The following is a 21,814-nucleotide window of genomic DNA, read 5'->3' on the forward strand; positions in this document are numbered from 1 at the left end:
TTTATCGAGTGCTTTGGCAGGGTGGATTGATGTTTTGAAGTCCAAATTGACTCCCAATGTACGTAGTTGATACGCGGTGAGTACACGCTTCAGCGAGGCGAGTTTTTTGCAGATTAGCTGATTTCCGCGGTTTTGCTCTTTTTGCGATTTGGAAGACGGCCTGCGACGCGGTGTGAGTGATATGAGCCAAGACATAAAAAAGGGGCGGCACACTTCCCCGTGCCCCCCCTGCTCAAACGCCTTCACATTCACTCCTCAAAACTCGAAAGATCATTCCTCGTTTCGAATTACTGCTCCCAAGCACCCAAACGAGTGACGCACCTCTCAGGGCGGCGCTGAGCGGCGTTCTGTGGTGGTTATGGTGTCTGGGTGCTTGGGAGCAGTAAACGCCACCGGGTGACTCTCCTAGAGTCTTGCTGTGTATTATGGCGAATGAGCAAGCACCAAGTTAGGAGCACGGAGCCTTTCCGGAATTTCATCAACGCTCTCTGCCGTGGTCCATACGATTAGCGGGGCCTTGGGGGAGTGCTTCCAAGAGTAGCCATGAGCTGCACTGTAAATAGTCGCCTGAGGAGCGCCGAGTTCGTAGGACCAGCGGCGGCATTCCTTCCAAGCTGGCCTTACAAGCCTGAGCAATATGACTTGCCGCTCTGTGAGGCGAGCACACGGGTGGGTATCGCCCATGGGCATTGTACCATCCCGATACTTGTCCTGCATATTCTGCCACGGTGACGCCCAGTAAAGGCAATCTGGGTTTACACAGTCTCTATAGCGGCATAAATGTGCTGCGATTGGCTTGTCCGCCGGAGCAGGGCCTTTGAAGTGTTTTAGCACGATACGGCTAACGCGAACCTTCTTGCTGTTTTTATTGATAACAGCGTAGCCGTCATCATTAAGTTGGAAGTATTCACGGCCTCTGATATGCCCTTCGTGATCCGGCTTGATTTCTCTATTTAGCAAGGCTTGCAAAGCTTCTTGCCGGGGTCTCGGAGGGGTGCCCTTGCTTCTTAGTGGGCCTGCCGCCGTGGGCCAGATATCACCTACGAGTATTCTACGCACCGTTCTATCGTTTATGCCATAATCATTGGTAAGCTCACTTACTGAGGCACCATAGAACGCTTGCCAGCGCATAACCTCTACGTCTTGTGCGGTTAACTTACGGCCTCTACGCCTGATTGGGCTGCACGTCTCACATTTGAAGCTGCCAACTTGCCCATGCTCCGCAGCCCCTTCGTTGATACTCGTAGCCTCATCAAATAGCTTCCCAAAACGGTTAGATGTGTTCATATAATCTCCCATTATTGTTTGTGTTGGGTGTTGGTCTAACCGTTGTCGTGGCTGCCTCCCGGCACCAGCAATGCCAACATCCCCGCCGCACTTTTGGTTGATTTCGTTGCGCTTGAATCGATGCAAGCGCGTCCCAGTCCCTTGTCCACGCCCTGTTGAGGATTCTCCCGATTTGAGATTCCCGATTCCTCAACAGGGCGTGGACAAGGGCTTTGTATGTGAGGGGAGGCGCCCCTTGCCGCTGGGCTGGTTCTCCACCTCACCGCCACAGTCATACACCTCAGCTCATAGGAATCCCTTTCACCCACTCCAGAAGGGGCGTTATCTCTGTTGTGTGTAGTGTGTGCGAGTAGAAAAGAGCGCTTAGGCGTCATGGGCAACGCCCGCCGGGGGCGTTCGTATCTTCCTTGCGCTCTTTTCGAGTGGCAGTGCTTGGACAGTTAAAGTTTATGTCTAGTGAACTAGAAGAAAGCCTGGCCTCAGTACGCAGCTCATCAGCCTGAGCAAGAGCCTCTTCAGGTAGCGGTGCGCCGCTCTCATACCACCAGACCAATACGGCTGCGGACATATGATTGATCTTCTCGAGGCGCTGTTTGCCGCCTTCTGTTTGTGGGTCTTCGGTGTAGCCAATAACTATAACTCTCGGTGCGGCCCACTGGGTTTCCAAGCAGGTTGGTTTAGTGATCCCGAGAATGATGTTCTCAAGAAGCGGCTTCGTGTTCCGTGCGCGGCTATCGCCATTTAAAGTCTCTGTGGCTTCCCGTTCGCAGGCTTCTCCGCAGGTCTGATCAGCTTCACGGCGTGATTGAGCCTCCCCCTCATCTCGCGACCTTTTCGGCGTGATGTCCATGAGCACGAGTTCACGAGCGCCGCCGAGGCGAACCTCAGCAACCTTGTAATTGCTTTCACCTAGCTCGGCGCACCAATCCTTAAAAGCTCCCATGGGCTGAAGGCGGTTAATGCGGTGTAGTTCGCGAAACAACCAAGTAGCCTCATCAGGCGTGACCTCGTTCGATCCAAGCAGCTCCTTCGGGTCTATTGAGAACTTCGTGACGTAGGAAGTGTCCGCGATAGGTCCGCAGTCCTTAACGTGAGTGCCTAACGCCCTTCGCAGGTATCGAAGAAGCTTGCCACGCCGAGCCATAGAAAGCGGCCTTGAGCAGTCAATCAGCACATTGGCGTGCGGGTGATAGGTCATCGTACCCGGCGAGTACTGGTCAAGCACTGCACTACCGCGCTGTTCAGCCGTTCTGCGGGTGAATTCTGTTGATCTAAATACGATATCGCAACCAAACTCGGCCCTGATTGTTGGTGCGGCCTTGCTTATGCATCGACTTAGCGAACACGCACTTTCGCTCAGTTCACCAAATGCAGGTACGACGCCTGGTACTGTCGCAACAAAGAAAAGCAGCTCACTACCCGCAGTCCGTTCATGCTTACACCAGTAATCAAGATTAAGTTTGTGCGTAGCGAGTTTTTGGCGGGCCATCGCCGGAAGAATAGAGCAGTTCCGATACTGTGAAGACAGTCTTACCTTGCGAGTTACAAGACAAATCGTCTTAACATATGTCTCTTTGCGTACACTAACGCCGCCAGCCTCAAGAATGTCAGCTAATCTTGCGGTATAGGTCTCGTGAAGTTCGTTTTTTATGTTGCTTTCTAACCATGCGTAGTCTTCAATAAACCATCCTGTATTGGCTCTGCATACAGTATAGGCATTCCAATCATTGCAATTGAAATGGTTATTTCTTTCAGATTGTGACTGATTACTAACAGAAAGCTTATCAGATAATTCAGGGGAGGGCTTGCCAATGCCACTTGATGCAGCTACTTCCATTCTTGCTAGATGGCGCTGGGCCACCTCCGTGTGATTGGCCTCGTCAGTTTTAGGCTTCCGAATTCCATCAACTGACAAGGCGTTTATCGTTTCAAAAAAGGCTGCTTCCTTTAGGAGTGGCCTTTTATTGTTTGCTTTATGAGCGATACAGTGAGGGCGAGTTACAAACCCAGGTTCCTGATAGCCGTTTTGGCAAGATCGCAAACTGAGTTGTTTTTATGACCTGAGGTATCTAGATGCCGCTTGTCGTACGTCTGCTTTCCATCCAGATTTCAACTTCATCGAGACGCCAGCGCAGGCCGCGTGCACCGTCGTGAATTCGGATTGGTTTTGGAAATCCGTTCTTGTCGCAATCTTTGCGAAGCTTCCAAAGGCGACTGAATGACAACTTCATCATTTCAGATAGCTCAGTGAGCGTTAGTAGTATCGTTCCAACTTTGTCGGAGTCGTTCATGCGTGCCATAGCAGCCATTCCACTAGGTTAGTTGGCCCTCTCGAGCCGTGTTTTGTTTGATTGTTTGGGAACCCGGACACAGCTAGCCGATAGCGAACATTGACTACGCAACAAGTGCACAGACCAACGCTCAACACGACGTGGATGATTACCGGGGATTTAGTATGACGAGATTTCAAACAAATGAAGCCCAGCCCTAGAACCTGAGGGGAGGCTATCTATGTGTTTTCAGTATGAGCCTGCAATGCCGCTGGCATTAAGTCCATGCGCTCGCAGTGCCGAAAATTGACAACCGGAACTTACTGACTTGGAAAAGCATATCAAGGAGAAATGCGACTACGAACCGAGCTGAAGATATTCGTAGTCGCTATATTATTGTTTTTATTTAATTTTTATCGATTATAAAGCTGTTGAATCAAGCCATGCTGTTATGAGGCTTGATAACTTTTGCGCCAGCGGTGCCAAGAACTACTTGTGCCCATCTCTCAACAACGAGTTTCCGCTCCTCTAGCAAGTCGGAACGGTTGTATGACCGCTCAACGCGGCCCCGGACTTCGTGCCCTTGCTGGATTTCGGCAGCGTCATACATGATGCCTGCCTCAGCCGCCCATGTTCGAAATGAGGCTCGGAAGCCATGAGGAACACAGTTCATGCCCTGATCTTTCATCAGCTTTGACATGCCGTTTTCATTCATGAACTTATCACGAGCGCGTGGGTGTTTAGTCTGCCTCGGGAATAGGTAGCCGTCCCTTGCAAATGGCTTAGCCTTTTCGATGATGCGCAGGGCTTCCTTGCTGAGTGGGACGCGCTGTGGTTCGGTATGTTGTCCTTTTTTACCCTTTAAATCCTCAGGCGGCACATACCAAACATCATCCTTGATATCCGCAAGTTTCATTCTGCGAACTTCGCCAGACCGCCTTGATGTTAAGATAGCCATCTGAAGCGCCAAAGCAGGAATAGTGCCTGTTTCCTCGAGAACAGAGTAATATTCATGCACGCTCTTCCATTCCATTGCTGGAAATGGATTGTGTTTGTCTGGCTGTTTACCAAGCAAGCGTTGTGCACTATCGATGATATCAAGGCTAACATTAATTCCCATGTCTATGGCGTGTTTAAATCCGATGCGCAGCCTTTGCAGAGCCTTGCGGGCTACCTCCTGCTTTTCAAACCAGATTGGTTTTAATGTCCGCTTGATATCTTCGGCAGTAAGCTCACTGATCGGCCTGTCGCCTATCTTGGGCAGGACATGGTTATTGAGGGCTGACCACCAACGCCCTGAACGGCCCTCTTCTTTCAGTCCAGCTTTACGAGCCTCAAAGGCTGCAAGAAGAACATTCTTGAGAGTGGCACCATTCACACGGGCTTCTTCGCGCTCTCGGTTCCGTTCTTTGATCGGATCATTGCCTAAGGCTTTAACCTCGCGCCACTTTGCAGCCTCTTCGCGGGCAGCCTTTAATGTTACAGTTGGATAGTTTCCAAGGCCCATTTCTCTACGCTTACCAGTTGTTGGTGAGGTATAGAAAAATGCCCAGCTCTTCCGGCCTGACTTCTCGACAATAAATGAGAGCCCGCCGCCATCAGTTAACTTTCGTGGTTCGTCGCTTTTTAATTGATTTGGTTTTAGACGAAATATTGTTGCCATGTCATCCATTCCAGAAACTACCGACAGGACCAGTACCCCGCATTTTACCCCCTATTTTAGGGGTGTACTAGGGAAATGCTTGAAACGGTCTAAGTCGGAAACTTGGCTTAAATGGCTGATTTGTTGATGATTTTCAAGTGTAGGGAATACCGTAAGAATACTAGTTTGGTGACCCCGAGTGGATTCGAACCACTGACCTGCCGCTTAGGAGGCGGCTGCTCTATCCAGCTGAGCTACGGGGCCATTGAGTGTCATCTTGAGATGATGCAGCGAGTTTTCAAATATCATGAAAATCAAAGCTATGCGAGACAGATTGCTTCTCTGTGAACAGGCTAAAGCAGGTTGCGTTTAAGCTGAACCGCTTGATCTGCTTTAGCTTTTGCTTTGCGTATCTTTATCTGAAAACCGGAGGCCACTTTTCAGCGATACGCTTTAGGCCTCAGTTCTGACAGGAGAATTCTCTCAGCACGCGTCTCAGTGACTTCTTTCCTGCGGGTTCTAAGGGGCGTTTGGGCAGGGTTGGCCTGATATTATTGCCACATGCGTTATGGGGGTGCTGTGTGGTGAGATGGTTTCTGGCATTTTTGTGCGGGGTTCTGATTGGCATTGGATCAAGTGCAGCGGGGCCGTGTGATGAAGCTGAGGTGTCAGAGCAGGGCTTGCCGACGGTTTTGGTGGATGACGCGCTTGCGAGCCCTTTGAAGTTTGCCGCAAGTGATGGCGCGTTTTATTATCTCTCTGATTTGACTTTTCCTGAAGCTCCTCATGCTCTCGGGCAGGAGCTCTCAGGTGGTCGACAAGTTTTTGTAAAAGCATTGGTTGCGCAGAAGGATCGGTGGGGGCGTTTGCCTGCGATTCTGCTTGATCGTGAAATGAGTGATTTGTCAGGCAAGCTGGTTGAAGGCGGATTGGCCATTGTTAAGCCACAATTAAGAGCTTTCAATTGCTTGAAATTCCTTATTAATTTGGAGAGTGAAGCTCGCCGGAAAAATGTTGGATTATGGGTCGTTAAAAATGTAATTAATGACTATAAGTCAATAAGCTACGAGCAAATTGGTCTTTATGGACTTGTGGAAGCCAGCGTGATTTCTGTCGGGCAAACGCGATCCAAAACATACTTGAATTTTGGTGAGCGCTGGACAGAGGATTTAACCGGGATTATTCAAAGGGGAAAGCTGGCGGATTTTTCCGAGTTCGGGCATGATCTTTCAGTGATGAAAGGCAAGAGAGTTCGCCTCAGGGGCGTCTTGCAACTGAACCAAGGACCACAGATAGAGCTTAAGCACCCAGCGCAGTTGGAGCTTCTGGACTAGGGCAAAAGCCGGAAACGCGAATGACTTTGAGTAGTGCATTGTCTGGAATACGGACAAGCCTGAGAATTTTAACGGTATCTGCAGTGACCGCAGCCCTTGTTGCGTGTCAGCTGACCGGCTCTGCCAATCAAAGCGCTCAAAAACCCGGTAGCTTGCGTAGTGTCCTGGGAGCGATGTTGGTGCACGTGAGCATCCGCGTGTCGTGGCGACCTATGGCGGTGTTTACAAAGACGGCAAGGCGGAAACTGCGATTGCCCGCGTTGTTGGTGGTCTTGTTGCCGCTTCGGAAGATCCTGAAGCGCATTACCGTGTTACCCTTCTCAACAGTCCTGCTGTGAATGCTTTTGCGCTTCCGGGCGGGTATCTCTATGTCACGCGTGGTCTGCTTGCGCTTGCCAATGACACATCGGAGCTGGCTGCTGTTCTGGCGCATGAGATGGCGCACGTAACAGCTCGGCATGCGATCAAGCGTCAGCGTCAGGCTGAGGAAGCTGAGTTTGTCACCAAGGTGATGACAAATATCGGCAAGGATCAGCGGACGATTGATGCAGCCGTGAAAGAAAAGCAGGTGCAGTTTGCCCGCTTTTCTCAGGAGCAAGAACTTGAAGCGGATGATGTGGGTGTGAGAACGCTTGCAGGCGCTGGGTATGATCCTTATGCAGCCGCGCGTTTCCTGAACACCATGGGGCAGTTCGCCCGCTATCAGCAGCTTGGTGGCGAAACCAGTTCGGCTCCGGACTTCCTTTCATCTCACCCGAATACGCCTGATCGCATTCAGCGCGCTGTGCGCAGTGCGCGGCAGATTGGGGCGCCAGGGATTGGTTTGAATGGCCGTGAGGCGTATCTGACCAGTCTGGATGGCATGCTGTTTGGTGATGATCCGCTGGAAGGCTATGTGAGAGGGCGTCAGTTCCTTCACAAGGGTCTTGGCATCTCCTTTAGCGTGCCGAAGGGTTTTGTGCTTGAGAACTCCGCAGAGGCGGTTCTGGCGAGTAATAACTCCGGCACTGCAATGCGATTTGATGGTGCTGACCTGACAGGCTATGCCAGCTTAACTGACTATATGTTATCTGGCTGGATCAATGGTCTGATCGACAACAGCGTTCGTCCGACCACGATTAATGGTCTGCCAGCTGTGATTGGTTCTGCGATTACAGATGGTTGGTCGTTCCGCATTGGTGTGGTTCGTATCGGCTTAACTGGATATCGGTTTATCTTTGCTAATCGTTCGCCAACCGCTGTATTTACTAGGGATTTTGAAAAATCTCTCGGTAGTTTCCGTCAGCTAAGCCCAACAGAACAAGCGCGTCTTAACCCGCTTCGAGTTAAGATCATTCAGGCTAAAGGTGGTGAGACGGCTCGTAAGCTTGCTGTTGGCATGAGCGGTGTGGAGCCATCCCGTCGGTTGGAGTTGTTCACGATCCTCAATCAGGTGAAAGCGAACCAGCGCTTCAAGCCGGGTGAACTGATGAAGGTTATCACCGATTAAGGCTGATTGGCTTCGTGTCCCTGAGAATGAGCCATTGCGTCTTTTAGTTTCTGCATGGCACGTGACTCGATCTGACGAACGCGTTCTTTTGAGACACCCAGTTTCTTGCCAAGTGCTTCCAGCGTCACGCCATCTTCTCTGAGTTTTCTATCTCTGATAACGCGCTGTTCACGTGGGGGAAGTGTTTTGATGGCGTCGAAAAGGCGACGTTCGGCGCGTTCACTGTCCAGATGCACTTCTACGATCTCATCGGGCAGAGGCTCATCTGCCGCGAGCGTGTCCTGGAGCTGAAGGTTTGTTTCGCTGCCTTTAAGCGTTGCGTTCAAAGACGTATCCGAACGGCCTAATCTGGAAGACATCATCTTGATATCGCGCATGTTCGCACCAGTTTGGTTTGAGATCTGCTGATGAAGTTGATCTTCGCTGAGCTCAGGATGTTTGCTTGCCAGCTCTGCGCGCATGCGCTTAAAGCCAAAGAACAGCATTTTCTGGCGCGAGGATGTGCCGCCGCGGACGATCGATTGATTGCGGAGGACGTAATCCTGAATGAATGACTTGATCCACCAGCTTGCGTAGGTTGAGAAACGCACGTCCTTAGAAAGCTTGAATCTGTTGGCTGCTTCCATCAAGCCGATGTGGCCTTCCTGAATGAGATCAGAAAGTGGGACGCCATAGGATTTAAAGCGCAAAGCTTGGGCTATCACCAGACGGGAGTGGGATAACGATAGTTTGTCTAGTGCACGGTGATCGCGTTTTGTAATCCAGCCTTCTAGAAGCTTGTACTCTTCTTCTTTTGATAGATATGGGGCTTTTCTTGCCAGGCGAGCAAGGGGCCCGAGACTTTGGTCTCTTTCATATTGAGCCATGTACGCCTCCTCAGTTTGATCTGAAATACGGCGCGAAAACTCTTTTGGATCTACGTAGATAAAAAGAAAGCCCCGCTACCAGCAGGGCTTCTTTAATCAAGTAAGTTGGGAAAGGCTGATTACGCAGCCTCTTCCTGACCTCCGTCTTCACCAGCAGCAGGTGCAGCTTTTGCAGCACGACCTGGAGCGGTGGAAAGAACACCTTCGATCTGACGAATTGCTTCAGTGTCAGTCTGCTTCTGAACTGCAGCGATTTCGCGAGCCATACGATCGAGCGCAGCTTCATAGAGCTGGCGTTCGGAGTAGGACTGCTCTGGCTGTGCGTCAGAACGATAGAGATCGCGAACAACTTCAGCGGTTGAAACAAGATCGCCGGAATTGATCTTCGCTTCGTATTCCTGTGCGCGGCGGCTCCACATGGTGCGCTTTACACGAGGTTTGCCTGCAATGGTTTCAAGAGATTTTTTAACGGTGGATGCATCAGAAAGCTTACGCATTCCAACAGAAGCAATTTTTGCTACTGGAACGCGGAGTGTCATCTTATCCTGTTCGAATTCAATTACGAGAAGTTCAAGAGAGTATCCAGCTACGGTCTGCTCTTCAATCGCAGTAATCAATCCAACACCGTGAGATGGATAAATGATGTGCTCGCCTGTTTTAAACCCCTGACGCTGCGCGGTCTTTTTTGCGGGTGTGGCCATACGCTATACTTCTCCTGCGCAGTGGTGGCTTGCTGTCCGGGAGACGCAAACAACCTAGATGCAGCGAGATCGCTACATCTTTCTCTGTAGAAAAACGTGAAAAGTCCAATGTATGCGGAAAGCTACCTCTCGCACTAATTGGTTTCGCGTTCAAATGTGATCAGTCGAATTCTCTGTTTTGGCTACTTCGGCGAATGCTGGCATAAATTATTGTGCGCACTTCAATGGAACTGCGACCATAAAAAAACCTCCGAGTGGGGAGGGTGCAACCAGACTGCCAAATGACTGTAAAAAACTGTATAGCACATTATCCACGGATTTCCAACCTCTCTCAAGCAAGAGAGGATTTAAGACATCCGCGAATAATGTTTGGCAATTAATAAATGTTTGGAAGCTCTAGGCTTTTACGAGCTTAATCGCCCGTACCTGGCTTCTCGGAGAAGTACTTTTCCAGTTTTTCTTTTACGCCGTCAAATTCAGCTGCTTCTGGGAGCTGATCTTTCTTAACGGTCAGATTCGGCCACTTCTCTGCGTACTCAGCATTGAGCTCGACCCACTTTTCCAAACCAGGCTCTGTGTCTGGGAGAATTGCGTCGGCAGGACATTCCGGTTCACATACACCGCAGTCGATACATTCGTCCGGATGAATGACGAGCATGTTCTCGCCTTCGTAAAAGCAATCGACCGGGCAAACTTCAACACAGTCGGTGTATTTGCATTTGATGCAATTGTCTGTGACGACGTATGTCATCGCAATCCTCTTAGTCTCTGGCGCTGCATATTTGTCTGAAGACAAATGGCACGGGCTCTCGCGGCCCTGACGATTTTTTCGTCCATTAAACTTTGTGCTCTTTGCTACCGGTTTTCATTGGGTAGTGCAAGCGCTGTCATAGGCGAAGAGATTGCAATATTGGGGCAAAATTTACCAAAAGTGGCCACTAAAAAGGATCGATTTCGTTGAAGCCCCGAATCCGGGCAATTTGGCGGCGATCTTTTTTCGTTGGACGTCCCGCACCGGCTTCGCGCTGCGCGACTGGAGCCTGTGTTTCTTTGGGAGGTGGTGGCGGTGACATGTCCTCATAAAGCGTCTGTGCTTCAGGGGCAGGACCGCGGCGGGTGCCAAGTTTCAAAACCTTAAGGATCAAAAGGCGCCGCGGCATTGTGATGGTCAGTACATCGCCTGGCTTTACAGCTGCTTTGGCTGCTGAAACTTTCTCTTTGTTCAGTCTTACGTGTCCGGACACTGCCAGTTTCTGAGCCAGCGTCCGGGACTTTGTTATGCGGGCGTACCAGAGCCACTTGTCAATGCGGATTGAGCCTTGTGGTTCTGGTGTTGCCATCTGCGATATCCCGAAGGGGCGACTATTTGTCGCCCTTTTCCAAGTTCTGTTTCAGGGACATCAGCGCTGCGAATGGAGAATCCGGATCCATTGGCTTGTCTTTGCGTGGAGCAGACTTCGCCTGATGGCCACGGTTCTGGTCCTTGTTGAAGCCACGGCCTTTGCCGCCTGGCTTGCCAGGATTGCGACGCTGCTGATTGTTGCCGCCACCACGACGCTCGCCACCGCCACGACGTTCATTGCCACCGCGTGCGTTGCGCTGCTGACGGTCGTTGTTGCTGCGACGACCACCGAAACGACCTGGGCGCCAGATTTCAACGGTAACCGTTTCCATCTCTTGCTCGCCTGTCGCTTCTTCAGAAGCTTCTGCCGGAGCAGCTTCTTCTGCTGGTGCTTCAGTCACTTCCGCAGCTGCTGGAGCTTCGGCTTCACCTTCAGCAGCCTGTTCTGCTGGTGCAGCTTCGGCTTCTTCAGCAGGTGCTTCTGGCTTCTTGGTAACAGGGCGCTGTTCTTCGCGTGTTTCCAGACGGTAGCCGAGAGACTTCAGGATGTTGGAGAAGTCTTCGCCTGCACAGCCGAGCAGGGAGGTCATGGAAACGGTAACGGTGAATGCGCCACCTTCTACCAATGCGCCTTCTGGTGGCTCAACGCCTTCTTCCAGAGGCTTCCAGGCAACCAGCGGACGGATGATGTCTGCCAGACGCTCCAGAATGTCGACGCGAACAGCGCGTGGACCACAAACGCGGAAGCCAACGACACGGTACAGTGCCTGCTCGATTTCCGGATCTACTGGAACGGAGGTGCGGCCAGATGCAGAGAGCTGTGGCAGCTCTGTCAGGCCTTTGATTTCGCCTTTGCCTTCTTTCAGCGCCCAGAGCTGAGCAAGCAGCTGGCTTGGTGCTGGCTTAAGAAGTGCAGGGACGTAAATGTGATATGCACCGAAGCGAACGCCGAGTTTGCGGAGCGAACCACGCATCTGCTGATCAAGCTGACGAATGTCATCAGCGATCTCCTGACGCTCAAGAATGCCGAGGCCTTCGGTCAGGCGGAATGCTACGCCGCGAGCGATGCCTTCAACTTCTTCAGCCTGTTCCAGGTCGAAGAGAGGCTTCAGGAGAGTTTCGATGTGGGTCTTGATCCATAGATCAAGGCGCTCCTGCACCATGTCGCGTGCAGGTCCTGTCAATTGCTCATCAGCAAGAATGATCAGGGATGGGCGCAGGGTCTGTTCACCAGCGTCAGGCGGGCGATAGATTCACCCTGCCATCTTAATGTGCCGTCTGCGGAGAGGATGAACTCTTCGTTAGGCGCGCGAGACAACCGTTCTGCACGGTTTTCAATCTCACTAGCTAGTGCTTTTTGGGCCGCAGCACGGACAGCTTTTTCTTCCTGTCCTTCTGCCGTTGCATCCGGAGCAAACCGGAAGCCATGAAGCTGGCCAATGTGCTGTCCTTCTACAAGGACATCTCCGGTTGCGGTGATCTCCGCTTCGAGCATTTTGTTCTCTCTCAGACGTCGCATCAATACGCTGGTTCGCCGATCCACAAACCGCTGTGTAAGCCGTTCGTGAAGGGCATCTGATAATCGATCTTCTATGCCGCGCGTCACGCCCTGCCAGTGAGCAGGATCATTCAGCCAATCGGCACGGTTTGCCACAAAGGTCCACGTACGGATATGAGCTATCCGGTTCGCCAGTGTGTCGATATCCCCATCCGTCCTGTCCGCCAGTTTGATCTGACTATTGAACCAATCATCCGGAATGGCTCCGTCCTGGATCAGATGGGTATATATCCCTGTTACGAGATCTGCATGGTTTGCCGGAGCTATCTTGCGATAGTCTGGAACCTGACAGGTATCCCACAGTAATGAAACTCTCTCCTGCGTGGTCGCAAGGGAAAGAATGTCCCTGTCACGATTAGCAAGTTCGAGAACACCGATATCCTCCGCCGGAGGGGCTTTGGTCAAGCCCTCTTCTCGCGGAGAATGCTCCAAACTGCGCAAAAGTGCGCGAATCGAGGAAAAATCGAGGTTTGGGTTGCGCCATTGCAGCACTTTTAATGGCTCGAACTCGTGAGATTCGAGTTGATGGACCAGTTCCTCATCAAAACCAGGGACTCGTCCAGTTACACCAAAAGTACCATCTCTGAGGTGTCGGCCTGCGCGTCCGGCGATCTGTCCGGTCTCAGCTGGAGTGAGCTGGCGGTACTGATAGCCATCAAATTTGCGATGTCCGGCGAACGCGATGTGGTCCACATCAAGGTTCAGACCCATGCCTACGGCGTCGGTGGCGATGAGCCAATCAACGTCGCCATTCTGGAACAGGTCGACCTGTGCGTTGCGCGTTCTTGGAGAAAGAGAGCCGAGCACGACAGCTGCACCACCGCGCTGACGGCGGATGAGTTCTGCGATGGCGTACACTTCATCAGAGGAGAAGGCGACAATCGCAGAGCGGCGTGGGAGGCGTGTGATCTTCTTGGAGCCAGCGTAGGTCAGAATGGACATACGTGGGCGAGTGATCACATTAATACCCGGCATCAGCTTTTCGAGCAGCGGACGGATGGTGGAAGAGCCGAGCAGGAGCGTTTCTTCTCTGCCGCGCAGGTTCAGGATGCGATCTGTAAAGACGTGGCCGCGCTCAAGGTCGCCGGCCAGCTGGACTTCATCAATAGCGACGAAGTCTACATCCAGATCCTTTGGCATGGCTTCTACAGTAGAGACCCAGAAGCGAGGGGTCTTCGGGATGATCTTTTCTTCGCCAGTAATAAGGGCGACGAGATCAGGTCCCTTCTTCTCTACAAGGCGGCCGTAGACTTCTCTTGCCAGCAAACGAAGGGGCAGGCCGATCAGGCCGGATGAGTATGCGCTCATCCGTTCGATCGCCAAATGGGTCTTACCCGTGTTCGTTGGCCCCAAAATCGCAGTGACAGACCGTGATCTTGTTGTTCGGTGCAACGTGTTCTTGTTCATCTAGAAGTGCAATTCCGTAGTCTATGGCCAAACGTATCTCGGCACTCAATTCTTTGGCTGGGATACTGAAAATGCCCGTGCGGTGCCTCACCCAATGAAGTGGCATTTATATGGCAGAGAAAAGCGCTGTAAAGCTCTGGAATGAATAAAGACGAAAAATGCTGATGATGAGCACTGGAATGAAGTTTCAGTTTCATACCGGTATAAAAGGGCTTTTTGTGTATACGTTATCGACACTCTGCGGTTTTCGCTGAATAAGATGCATGACTATAACGTGCACTATATGCCGTTTTGGGGAGGTTACATCGTGTTAAATGGTTACAAGAAGCCAGCTGTTACGCGGATTATGCGTAACACATTTGCACTTGTTACTAGCTAAATTTCTGAGTAACTCTCTTGTTTTAGCTGAAAATTTGCCATTTGGTAATGCCCCCGGACATGCTGCGGATGAGTGCTGCAGGGGGGATGTTGCCACTTCTGTTTTAACCAATGGGTTTCTCCGGGGTGGAGTTATCCCCGCTTTCCCCTCAGGCATATCGTTAAGTTTTTTGCATCTATGCAGAATGAAAAGAAACGGAGAATCCAACTGAGAAAAGTCTCAAAAGGTTGGAATATTTTTCCTATATTACATACGCATCCGTATTGATGCTCGGACAATCTAAGGTTAACGAATTGTTAACCTGCTCCTAACAATAGCTTTTTCCTAAGAAATAAGAATTCTCGTTTTAAGTCTAAAGTTTTCCCGTCGGCACTTTTCGAAAAAGACATAGTGCAATTTAACAATGTCAATATATATGGCCGTATTTCTATTGGGAGAGAAGTTAAATTGAATAGATTTCTTTCCCAATATGAAAACAATGAGCTCGAATAGAAGATGGGTGATAGATACACCTTCTATATTGAGTGGATATTGCGTAGAGTAAGGTTGTTGGAGGCATAATATGTAGGGGTGTATAAAATGAATCCGTTGACTGCTGCACTTGAATTTGTTGAATCTATTAATAATGAAGAGACACCTGATGGTGTTTCTAAGCGTATTGCTGAACTTGGCCAATCTTTCGGCTTTACAAGTTTTTGTCTCGCTGCGATCCCCGAAGCCGGCGCATCTTTTGATGGGTCAATTATGTTGAGTGTTGGCGCCCTGAGTGGCAACAACGTTATCTCGACCGTGATTATGTACAAAATGATCCGATTGTCGCGAAAGCGCGCACTGCTAGTCGTCCATTCCTATGGTCCAGTGTTGCACGTGATCGCAATTTGACAGCAGCTGCACAGCAAGTCCTTTCCGAAGCACGTGATTACGGAATGTATGATGGTGTTTGTGTGCCGGTGCATGGCCTTCAAGGCTATCAGGGCATGCTTATCTTTGGTGGACCTGAGGTGCGTTTGAATGAACGCGAGATCAGTGTTCTTCATCTGGTTGGTATTTACGCAAGTAATAAGGTGCGTGAGCTTGTTGGTGCGAACACCAACCGTCCTCGCCATCGCCTTACTCCTCGCGAGCTTGAATGTCTGAAGTGGTCCGATGCAGGCAAGACAAGTTGGGAGATCAGCCAGATTCTGAATATCTCACAGCATACTGCAGATTGGTACCTGGCTTCGGCTGCCAGAAAGCTGCATGCTGCGAACAGAACACACGCGGTGGCTGAAGGTTTCCGCCTGGGTCTTATTCGTTAAGCTATAACGACACCTACACATGCACTCGGCAGGGTTCGCTATGCGAAGCCTGCTGTTTGCACTTGTGCGGATGAGTATAATTTGCCTCCTTTAGTCGTAAAAGTAGAAAAATTTGCATGAGATATATTAGTGAAGTCAAAATTTAGGGTATTTGTGTATATATTTTTACGTGTTTAGTTTTTCTCAATTGTACGATAAACTCCTTAGAATTTCCCCGTTTTCTTAATGTTTTATGACCCGTTAAATATAGTAATGGCTCAAGTGACTATAAATTAATCTTTCCATAGAGGGATTTGCTCGACTATAAAGCCCCAAAATACATAGAGACTGGGGGACCTACTTTGGCTATTCAACGAATATTGGTTGCTAACCGCTCAGAAATTGCAATTCGAGTTTTTCGAGCTGCAAACGAACTTGGTCTCCAAACGGTTGCTGTATTTGCTGAAGAAGACAAGTTGGCTTTACATCGCTTTAAGGCAGATGAAGCTTATCAGGTAGGTAAAGGCCTGGGCCCGATTGAGGCTTACTTGTCTATCGACGAGATTATCCGCGTTGCAAAAGAACAGCGCGTTGATGCAATTCACCCTGGTTATGGTTTCCTTTCTGAAAGCCCGGAGTTTGCTGAGGCTTGTGCAGAGAACGGCATTATCTTTATTGGCCCTTCTCCTGAAACTATGCGCCGCTTGGGTAACAAAGTTTCTGCACGCGAGCTGGCAATCAAAGCCGGCGTACCGGTGATGCCTGCGACTGATCCGCTTCCAGATGACATGGAAGAAGTGAAGCGCCTTGCGCTGGAGATCGGTTATCCGGTGATGCTCAAAGCATCCTGGGGCGGTGGCGGTCGCGGTATGCGCGTGATCAAAGATGAGGAAACGCTGGAACGCGAAGTTGTTGAAGCTAAGCGTGAAGCACGTGCTGCCTTTGGTAAGGATGAAGTTTACCTCGAAAAGCTGGTTGAGCGTGCCCGTCACGTTGAAGTGCAGATCCTTGGCGATCAGCATGGCAACCTTGTTCATCTGTTTGAACGTGATTGTTCTATTCAGCGTCGTCACCAAAAAGTGGTTGAGCGCGCTCCGGCTCCTTATCTTGATGAAGAGAAGCGCCGTGAGCTTTGTGAGTATGGCCTGAAGATCGGCCGTGAAGTTGGCTATTGTGGTGCTGGTACTGTTGAGTTCCTGATGGATGCCGATACCGGCAAGGTTTACTTCATTGAAGTGAACCCGCGTATTCAGGTGGAGCACACGGTTACTGAAGAAGTGACTGGCATTGACATCGTTCGTGCGCAGATCCGTATTGCTGAAGGTGGTCGCATTGGTGATGAGAACGTCACCGGTGTTCCTGAGCAGGCTGGTATTGAGCTGAATGGTCATGCCCTTCAGTGTCGTATTACCACCGAAGATCCTGAGCATAACTTTATTCCGGATTACGGACGTATCAGCGCTTATCGTGGTGCGACCGGCTTTGGTGTTCGCTTGGATGGTGGCACCGCGTATGCAGGTGCTGTGATCACCCGCTTCTACGATCCGCTGCTTGAGAAAGTCACTGCGTGGGCGCCGACACCTGAAGAAGTTTGCGCGCGTATGGATCGTGCTCTGCGCGAGTTCCGTATTCGCGGTGTTGCGACGAACCTGATCTTCCTTGAGCGGATCATTGGTCATCCGTCATTCAAGGATAACTCTTATACGACCCGCTTCATTGATAATACGCCTGAGCTGTTTGAGAACATCAAGACGGCTGACCGCGCAACGAAGCTTTTGAACTACATCGCTGATGTGACTGTAAACGGGCACCCGGAAACTAAGGGGCGTCCGACACCACCAGCAGATGCGCCATCACCTGTTGCGCCGAAGTTCAAACTACCAGTTATGGATGGCACGCGTCAGAAGTTGGAAGAGCTTGGTCCCAAAGACTTTGCCAAGTGGGTGAAAGCGCAGCCGCAAGTGTTGGTGACTGACACCACCATGCGTGATGCGCACCAGTCTTTGCTTGCTACACGCATGCGTACCTATGATCTGGTGCAGGTTGCGGACAGCTATGCGCAGGGTCTGCCTGAGCTGTTCTCTCTGGAATGCTGGGGTGGCGCGACCTTTGACGTGTCCATGCGCTTCCTGACTGAAGATCCATGGGAGCGTCTGCGCCTTGTTCGTGAGAAAGCGCCAAACCTGCTGATGCAGATGTTGCTGCGTGGTTCCAACGGTGTGGGGTATGCGAACTATCCGGACAACGTGGTGCAGCACTTTGTTCGCCAAGCTGCTGAATCTGGCGTGGATGTGTTCCGCGTGTTTGACTGTCTCAACTGGGTTGAGAACATGCGCGTGTCTCTGGATGCGGTTCAGGAGCAGGGCAAGCTTTGTGAAGCAGCGCTTTGTTACACTGGCGACATTCTGAACAGTGCGCGTCCGAAGTATGATCTGAAGTACTACGTCAATCTGGCGAAGGAGCTTGAAGCGGCAGGTGCGCATATTCTTGGTATTAAGGATATGGGCGGCGTGCTGAAGCTCAGGCCGCCAAGGTTCTGATCAAAGCGCTGAAAGATGAGATCGAAATTCCGATCCACTTCCACACGCACGATACTTCCGGTATCGCAGCCTCAACTGTTCTGGCAGCTGTCGAAAGCGGTGCGGACATTGTTGATCTGGCGATGGATTCCCTGTCCGGCCTGACTTCTCAACCATGCATGGGCTCTGTTGTTGAAGCGCTGAAGGGTACTTCTCGTGATAGTGGTCTGGATACTGACCGTATTCAGCAGATTTCCTTCTACTGGGAAGCTGTTCGTACTCAGTATCGCGCATTCGAGAGTGATCTGCGCTTTGGTGCTTCTGAAGTTTATCTGCACGAGATGCCAGGTGGTCAGTTCACCAACCTGAAAGAACAGGCTCGTTCGCTTGGTCTTGAAATGCGCTGGCACGAAGTTGCGAAGGCCTATGCTGACGTGAACATGATGTTTGGTGACATTGTGAAGGTTACGCCAAGTTCCAAGGTTGTTGGTGACATGGCGGTGATGATGGTGTCTCAGGGCATCACACCTGAAGATGTGATTGATCCGAACAAGGAAGTTTCCTTCCCAGAATCCGTCGTCAACATGATGCATGGCGATCTCGGCATTCCTCCGGGAGGTTGGCCTGCAGACCTGCAGAAGAAGGTTCTGAAAGGTCAGGAGCCGATCACGGTTCGTCCGGGTTCTCTGTTGGAAGCTGAGGACATGGATGCCAAGCGTGAGGAACTCTCTGGCATTCTGGGCCGCAAAGGCTCTGAGCAGGAACTCTCTTCCATGCTCATGTACCCGAAGGTTTATACCGAGTTCACCAAGGCACAGGACAAGTATGGTCCAACCAGCGTGCTGCCAACTCCAACCTACTTCTACGGTCTGGATGTTGGTGATGAAATTATGGCCGAGCTGGAGCCGGGCAAGACCATGGTTATCTCCTGTCTTGCGATTGGTGAAACTGATGAGCATGGCGAAAAGCGTGTGTTCTTTGAGCTGAACGGTCAGCCACGTAATATCCGTATCATCGACCGTACCCATAGCGCAGCCAACACACCTGCGCGCCGTAAGGCAGATGATGACAATGAGCTTCAGATTGGTTCACCTGTGCCGGGCGTTATCTCAACGCTGGCGGTGAAGGCAGGTCAGACCGTGAAAGCTGGCGATCTGCTGGTCTCCATTGAAGCGATGAAGATGGAAACATCTGTTCATGCGGAACGTGACGGTGAGATCAGTGAAGTTTGTGTAGCACCTGGCGATCAGCTTGATGCGAAGGACCTGATTGTTACCTTTAAGGGATAGTGCTTGAACTGCACTGATTGATTGAGATTAACCAGCAATGCGTTTGGTGCATGAGCACTATGCATTGCTGGTTTTTTCGTTTGTAGGTTTTAATTATCTAATTATATCAGTCGTTTAATTGATTTTTGAAGCTACGTTTTACGTTAGGTATTGCTACGTTCCGTAGTAGTGCGGTTGTTCCGGTTTCGGCCCTTCTGTATTCAGCGCTCCAACTAATTCGAGAGTGTGTTTCCCAATTTCTGTTCTTCAGGAGCTGTCTTCCTAATGGGTCAGAGTTGGGTTTTTTATTGAGGGTGCGACCGTGCAAACTAAAACAGGAAACCCAGCAGTTATCGGCCTTGCTGGATTTGGTATGACGACCTTTGTTCTGCAGATGGTGAACATTGGCCTGCTGGACAATATGGGTCCGGTTCTTTGGCTGGGCGTTTTTGTTGGTGGCCTTGCGCAGTTGGTTGCAGGTTTCCAGACTGGTAAAACCGGCAACAACTTCGGCTACAGCGCGTTCACCATTTACGGTGCATTCTGGCTGGCGTTTGCAGGTATTCTTGTTGGAAACAAACTGGGCTTCTACACGTCATCCCACACCGATATCGGTTTCTTCCTGCTGCCATTCACCATCTACACTGGCATCATGTTCTACGGCGCGCTGCACATTCACACTGCAGAAGCTTCCATCTTCGGTAGCCTGCTGCTTGGCTTCATTCTGCTGGTCCTGGGGCACTTTGGTCCTGCATTCTTCAACGTGATTGCTGGTTACGTGCTGATCCTGTGCTCTTTCTGTGCGTGGTACGTGATGGCGCACATCATCTACAAAGATGTATGTGGTCGCGATGTTCTGCCAGTTGGTTCTCCAGTGCTGCAGCCGGGCGAGAAAGTTTCTGCAGCTGAGGCTGTTGCTGCTGAGTAAGCTGCGTCCAAACCAATGAAAAAGGCCCGGCAATGACCGGGCCTTTTTATTATTTGCCTGTGTGGGATGACCAACTGCTGGCTGGCTCGGATGCGTACCCGATCCAGTTATCCATGAAGGCTTCCAACCAGTGCAGAACCGCTGGGTCATACACGAAGCGCTCGCGGAAATGTTCGCCGCGTTTTTTTGCTCCCGGAAGTACCAGACGGTGAGCAGCGCGTGTGGTCCAGCGGTTCATCATGGCGTAGGTCAGTTCCGGATGAAACTGAATGCCGAATGCATTCTCGCCAACTCGGATGGCCTGATTTTCGTAGGTCGGACTTGAGCTAACAATTCTGCGCCTGTAGGAAGAGAGAAGCCTTCGCGGTGCCATTGGTAGACCTGTTTGGGCCATTCCATGAGGTCGGCGCCGGACTCGGTAGCTTCCAGCGGATAATAGCCAATCTCAACCAGACCATCGTCATGACCGGTGACCTTGCCACCAAGGTTTTTGGAGAGCATTTGCGCTCCAAGGCAGATGCCGAGGAATGGCTTGTTTTCCTTAAGCGGAACGCTGATCCAGTCGATTTCCTGCTTCACGAAGTCATCGCCGTCATTGGCACTCATCGGGCCGCCGAAGATGATGGAACCTGCGTGATCTGCCAGAGTTTCTGGCATAGGATCGCCAAACCGTGGGCGGCGGATGTCCAGCTCAAATCCACGTTTGATCAACTGCTGCCCGACACGACCGGGATTGGATGTTTCCTGATGCAGTACGACCAGAACTTTGGCCGGGTGCTGTTTGTTCCGCTCTAACATTTCAAACTAAAACCTTCAGGTAGAGGAGGGGCTACTACCACTCTGTCGCTGAGCTACTTTCTGCTTAAGCTGCATGCGGTCTCTGGAGGAGACGCCAAGAAGCTCTGCAACGCGCCAAATTGTGTTGTCTTCAAATTCATGGACGGACCCATCGGCGAAGACCATCTCCCAGAGAGCCTCGATCACTTTCAGGCGCTGTTCCGGTTCCAGCTTGCGCTTGAGAACGGAGGTAAAGCCGTAAAGATCGACCGCTTCTTCGTCGCGCACTTTGGCGAGCTCCATGAGCTCTTTCGTGTCTTCCTCGTTCAACTCATATTGTTGCTGCAAGACGCGTTTCAACTGGTCCAGTTCCTGCTGCTCAATCTCGCCATCAACGGCGATGATGTGGAACATGAGTGCTGCGACCGCCAGCCGTTCATCATCTTCAGAAAAGCGTCCAGCTTCCTCCTGCTCGTTTGACAGGTCTTTGAAGAATTTTTTCAGGGCGTCCAGCATTCATGTGCTCCGTGCAACTATTGGTTTTCTTGCACTTTTAAATAGTGCATTTCTGAGGTGCTTAAAGATGATTCAGGTCCGAATGAACTACTATTGATACGCAAAAACAATTACAAATGCCAAAGAAAAGGACCGAAATACGCCAATTTGAAGCCACGTGATACTGCGACAATTGGGAGCAAATATGATAGGACTCTCTGGTTCAGAATACGTAGTTCTTTTGTTCTGGCCCTTGAAAGGCTTTAACTAATCAT

Annotated in this window: 14 protein-coding genes, 1 tRNA gene and 3 pseudogenes; 6 read left to right on the forward strand and 12 right to left on the reverse strand. The window is 50.8% G+C overall.

The window, feature by feature from the left end:
- Positions 1-423: 423 nt before the first annotated feature.
- The 5 genes from JCM12308_RS27745 to JCM12308_RS08905 form a co-directional block, all read right to left on the reverse strand.
- Positions 424-960 carry a hypothetical protein gene (locus JCM12308_RS27745; protein ID WP_128647358.1) on the reverse strand — a complete coding sequence of 179 codons (537 nt, stop codon included), beginning with the start codon at positions 958-960 and terminating at the stop codon, positions 424-426.
- A gap of 697 nt (positions 961-1,657) precedes the next feature.
- Complete coding sequence (locus tag JCM12308_RS08890) at positions 1,658-3,202, reverse strand: hypothetical protein (RefSeq protein ID WP_128647359.1); 1,545 nt, start codon at positions 3,200-3,202, stop codon at positions 1,658-1,660.
- A 154-nt stretch (positions 3,203-3,356) separates the two neighbouring features.
- Positions 3,357-3,596 carry a helix-turn-helix transcriptional regulator gene (locus JCM12308_RS08895; RefSeq protein WP_054783492.1) on the reverse strand — a complete coding sequence of 80 codons (240 nt, stop codon included), beginning with the start codon at positions 3,594-3,596 and terminating at the stop codon, positions 3,357-3,359.
- Between the two features lie 397 nt (positions 3,597-3,993).
- Positions 3,994-5,229 (reverse strand): tyrosine-type recombinase/integrase, encoded by a 1,236-nt coding sequence (locus JCM12308_RS08900; protein ID WP_054783493.1) that lies wholly within the window; start codon positions 5,227-5,229, stop codon positions 3,994-3,996.
- A gap of 157 nt (positions 5,230-5,386) precedes the next feature.
- Positions 5,387-5,463: transfer RNA gene (locus tag JCM12308_RS08905), tRNA-Arg, on the reverse strand.
- Between the two features lie 320 nt (positions 5,464-5,783).
- Here JCM12308_RS08905 and JCM12308_RS08910 point away from each other — a divergent pair.
- Together JCM12308_RS08910 and JCM12308_RS08915 are read left to right on the forward strand one after the other, a co-directional pair.
- A complete protein-coding gene (locus JCM12308_RS08910) occupies positions 5,784-6,533 on the forward strand; it encodes a thermonuclease family protein (protein ID WP_208609250.1) in 750 nt (249 codons plus the stop codon).
- Positions 6,534-6,735: 202 nt separating this feature from the next.
- Complete coding sequence (locus tag JCM12308_RS08915; RefSeq protein WP_008551376.1) at positions 6,736-8,022, forward strand: M48 family metalloprotease; 1,287 nt, start codon at positions 6,736-6,738, stop codon at positions 8,020-8,022.
- On the opposite strand, the gene JCM12308_RS08920 is transcribed toward JCM12308_RS08915, so the two are convergent.
- The 5 genes and pseudogenes from JCM12308_RS08920 to JCM12308_RS08940 form a co-directional block, all read right to left on the reverse strand.
- The gene (locus JCM12308_RS08920; protein WP_008551387.1) at positions 8,019-8,888 is read right to left on the reverse strand and encodes an RNA polymerase factor sigma-32; all 870 of its coding nucleotides are present in this window, start codon (positions 8,886-8,888) and stop codon (positions 8,019-8,021) included. The genes JCM12308_RS08915 and JCM12308_RS08920 overlap by 4 nt on opposite strands.
- A 119-nt stretch (positions 8,889-9,007) precedes the next feature.
- Positions 9,008-9,589, reverse strand: a complete 582-nt coding sequence (locus JCM12308_RS08925) for a CarD family transcriptional regulator (RefSeq protein ID WP_008551556.1) — start codon at positions 9,587-9,589, stop codon at positions 9,008-9,010.
- A gap of 412 nt (positions 9,590-10,001) precedes the next feature.
- Positions 10,002-10,340, reverse strand: coding sequence for a ferredoxin FdxA (gene fdxA / locus JCM12308_RS08930; RefSeq protein WP_008551659.1), 339 nt, complete (start codon positions 10,338-10,340; stop codon positions 10,002-10,004).
- A 187-nt stretch (positions 10,341-10,527) separates the two neighbouring features.
- Positions 10,528-10,929 carry an RNA-binding S4 domain-containing protein gene (locus JCM12308_RS08935; RefSeq protein WP_014287086.1) on the reverse strand — a complete coding sequence of 134 codons (402 nt, stop codon included), beginning with the start codon at positions 10,927-10,929 and terminating at the stop codon, positions 10,528-10,530.
- Positions 10,930-10,951: 22 nt separating this feature from the next.
- Positions 10,952-13,896 (reverse strand): annotated as a pseudogene (locus tag JCM12308_RS08940) (helicase-related protein).
- Positions 13,897-14,854: 958 nt separating this feature from the next.
- On the opposite strand from JCM12308_RS08940, the gene JCM12308_RS29465 reads away from it, so the two are divergent.
- From JCM12308_RS29465 to JCM12308_RS08955, 4 genes and pseudogenes are all read left to right on the forward strand, one after another.
- Positions 14,855-15,157 carry a hypothetical protein gene (locus JCM12308_RS29465; protein ID WP_208978402.1) on the forward strand — a complete coding sequence of 101 codons (303 nt, stop codon included), beginning with the start codon at positions 14,855-14,857 and terminating at the stop codon, positions 15,155-15,157.
- Positions 15,088-15,573, forward strand: coding sequence for a helix-turn-helix transcriptional regulator (locus JCM12308_RS29470; RefSeq protein ID WP_244271870.1), 486 nt, complete (start codon positions 15,088-15,090; stop codon positions 15,571-15,573). Before JCM12308_RS29465 ends, JCM12308_RS29470 begins: the two co-directional genes overlap by 70 nt.
- Positions 15,574-15,914: 341 nt before the next feature.
- Positions 15,915-19,360 (forward strand): annotated as a pseudogene (gene pyc, locus JCM12308_RS08950) (pyruvate carboxylase).
- A gap of 301 nt (positions 19,361-19,661) precedes the next feature.
- Positions 19,662-20,267 (forward strand): acetate uptake transporter, encoded by a 606-nt coding sequence (locus JCM12308_RS08955; RefSeq protein WP_054783494.1) that lies wholly within the window; start codon positions 19,662-19,664, stop codon positions 20,265-20,267.
- Positions 20,268-20,316: 49 nt separating this feature from the next.
- Here JCM12308_RS08955 and JCM12308_RS08960 read toward each other — a convergent pair.
- Positions 20,317-21,065: pseudogene (locus tag JCM12308_RS08960) on the reverse strand (glutamine amidotransferase).
- A gap of 15 nt (positions 21,066-21,080) precedes the next feature.
- Entirely contained in the window at positions 21,081-21,560 is a 480-nt protein-coding gene (locus tag JCM12308_RS08965; protein ID WP_008551624.1) for a tellurite resistance TerB family protein, read from the reverse strand.
- Positions 21,561-21,814: the final 254 nt, after the last annotated feature.

Source organism: Pseudovibrio denitrificans JCM 12308 (genome assembly GCF_001310815.1).
In the GTDB taxonomy this organism is placed as follows: Bacteria; Pseudomonadota; Alphaproteobacteria; order Rhizobiales; family Stappiaceae; genus Pseudovibrio; species Pseudovibrio denitrificans.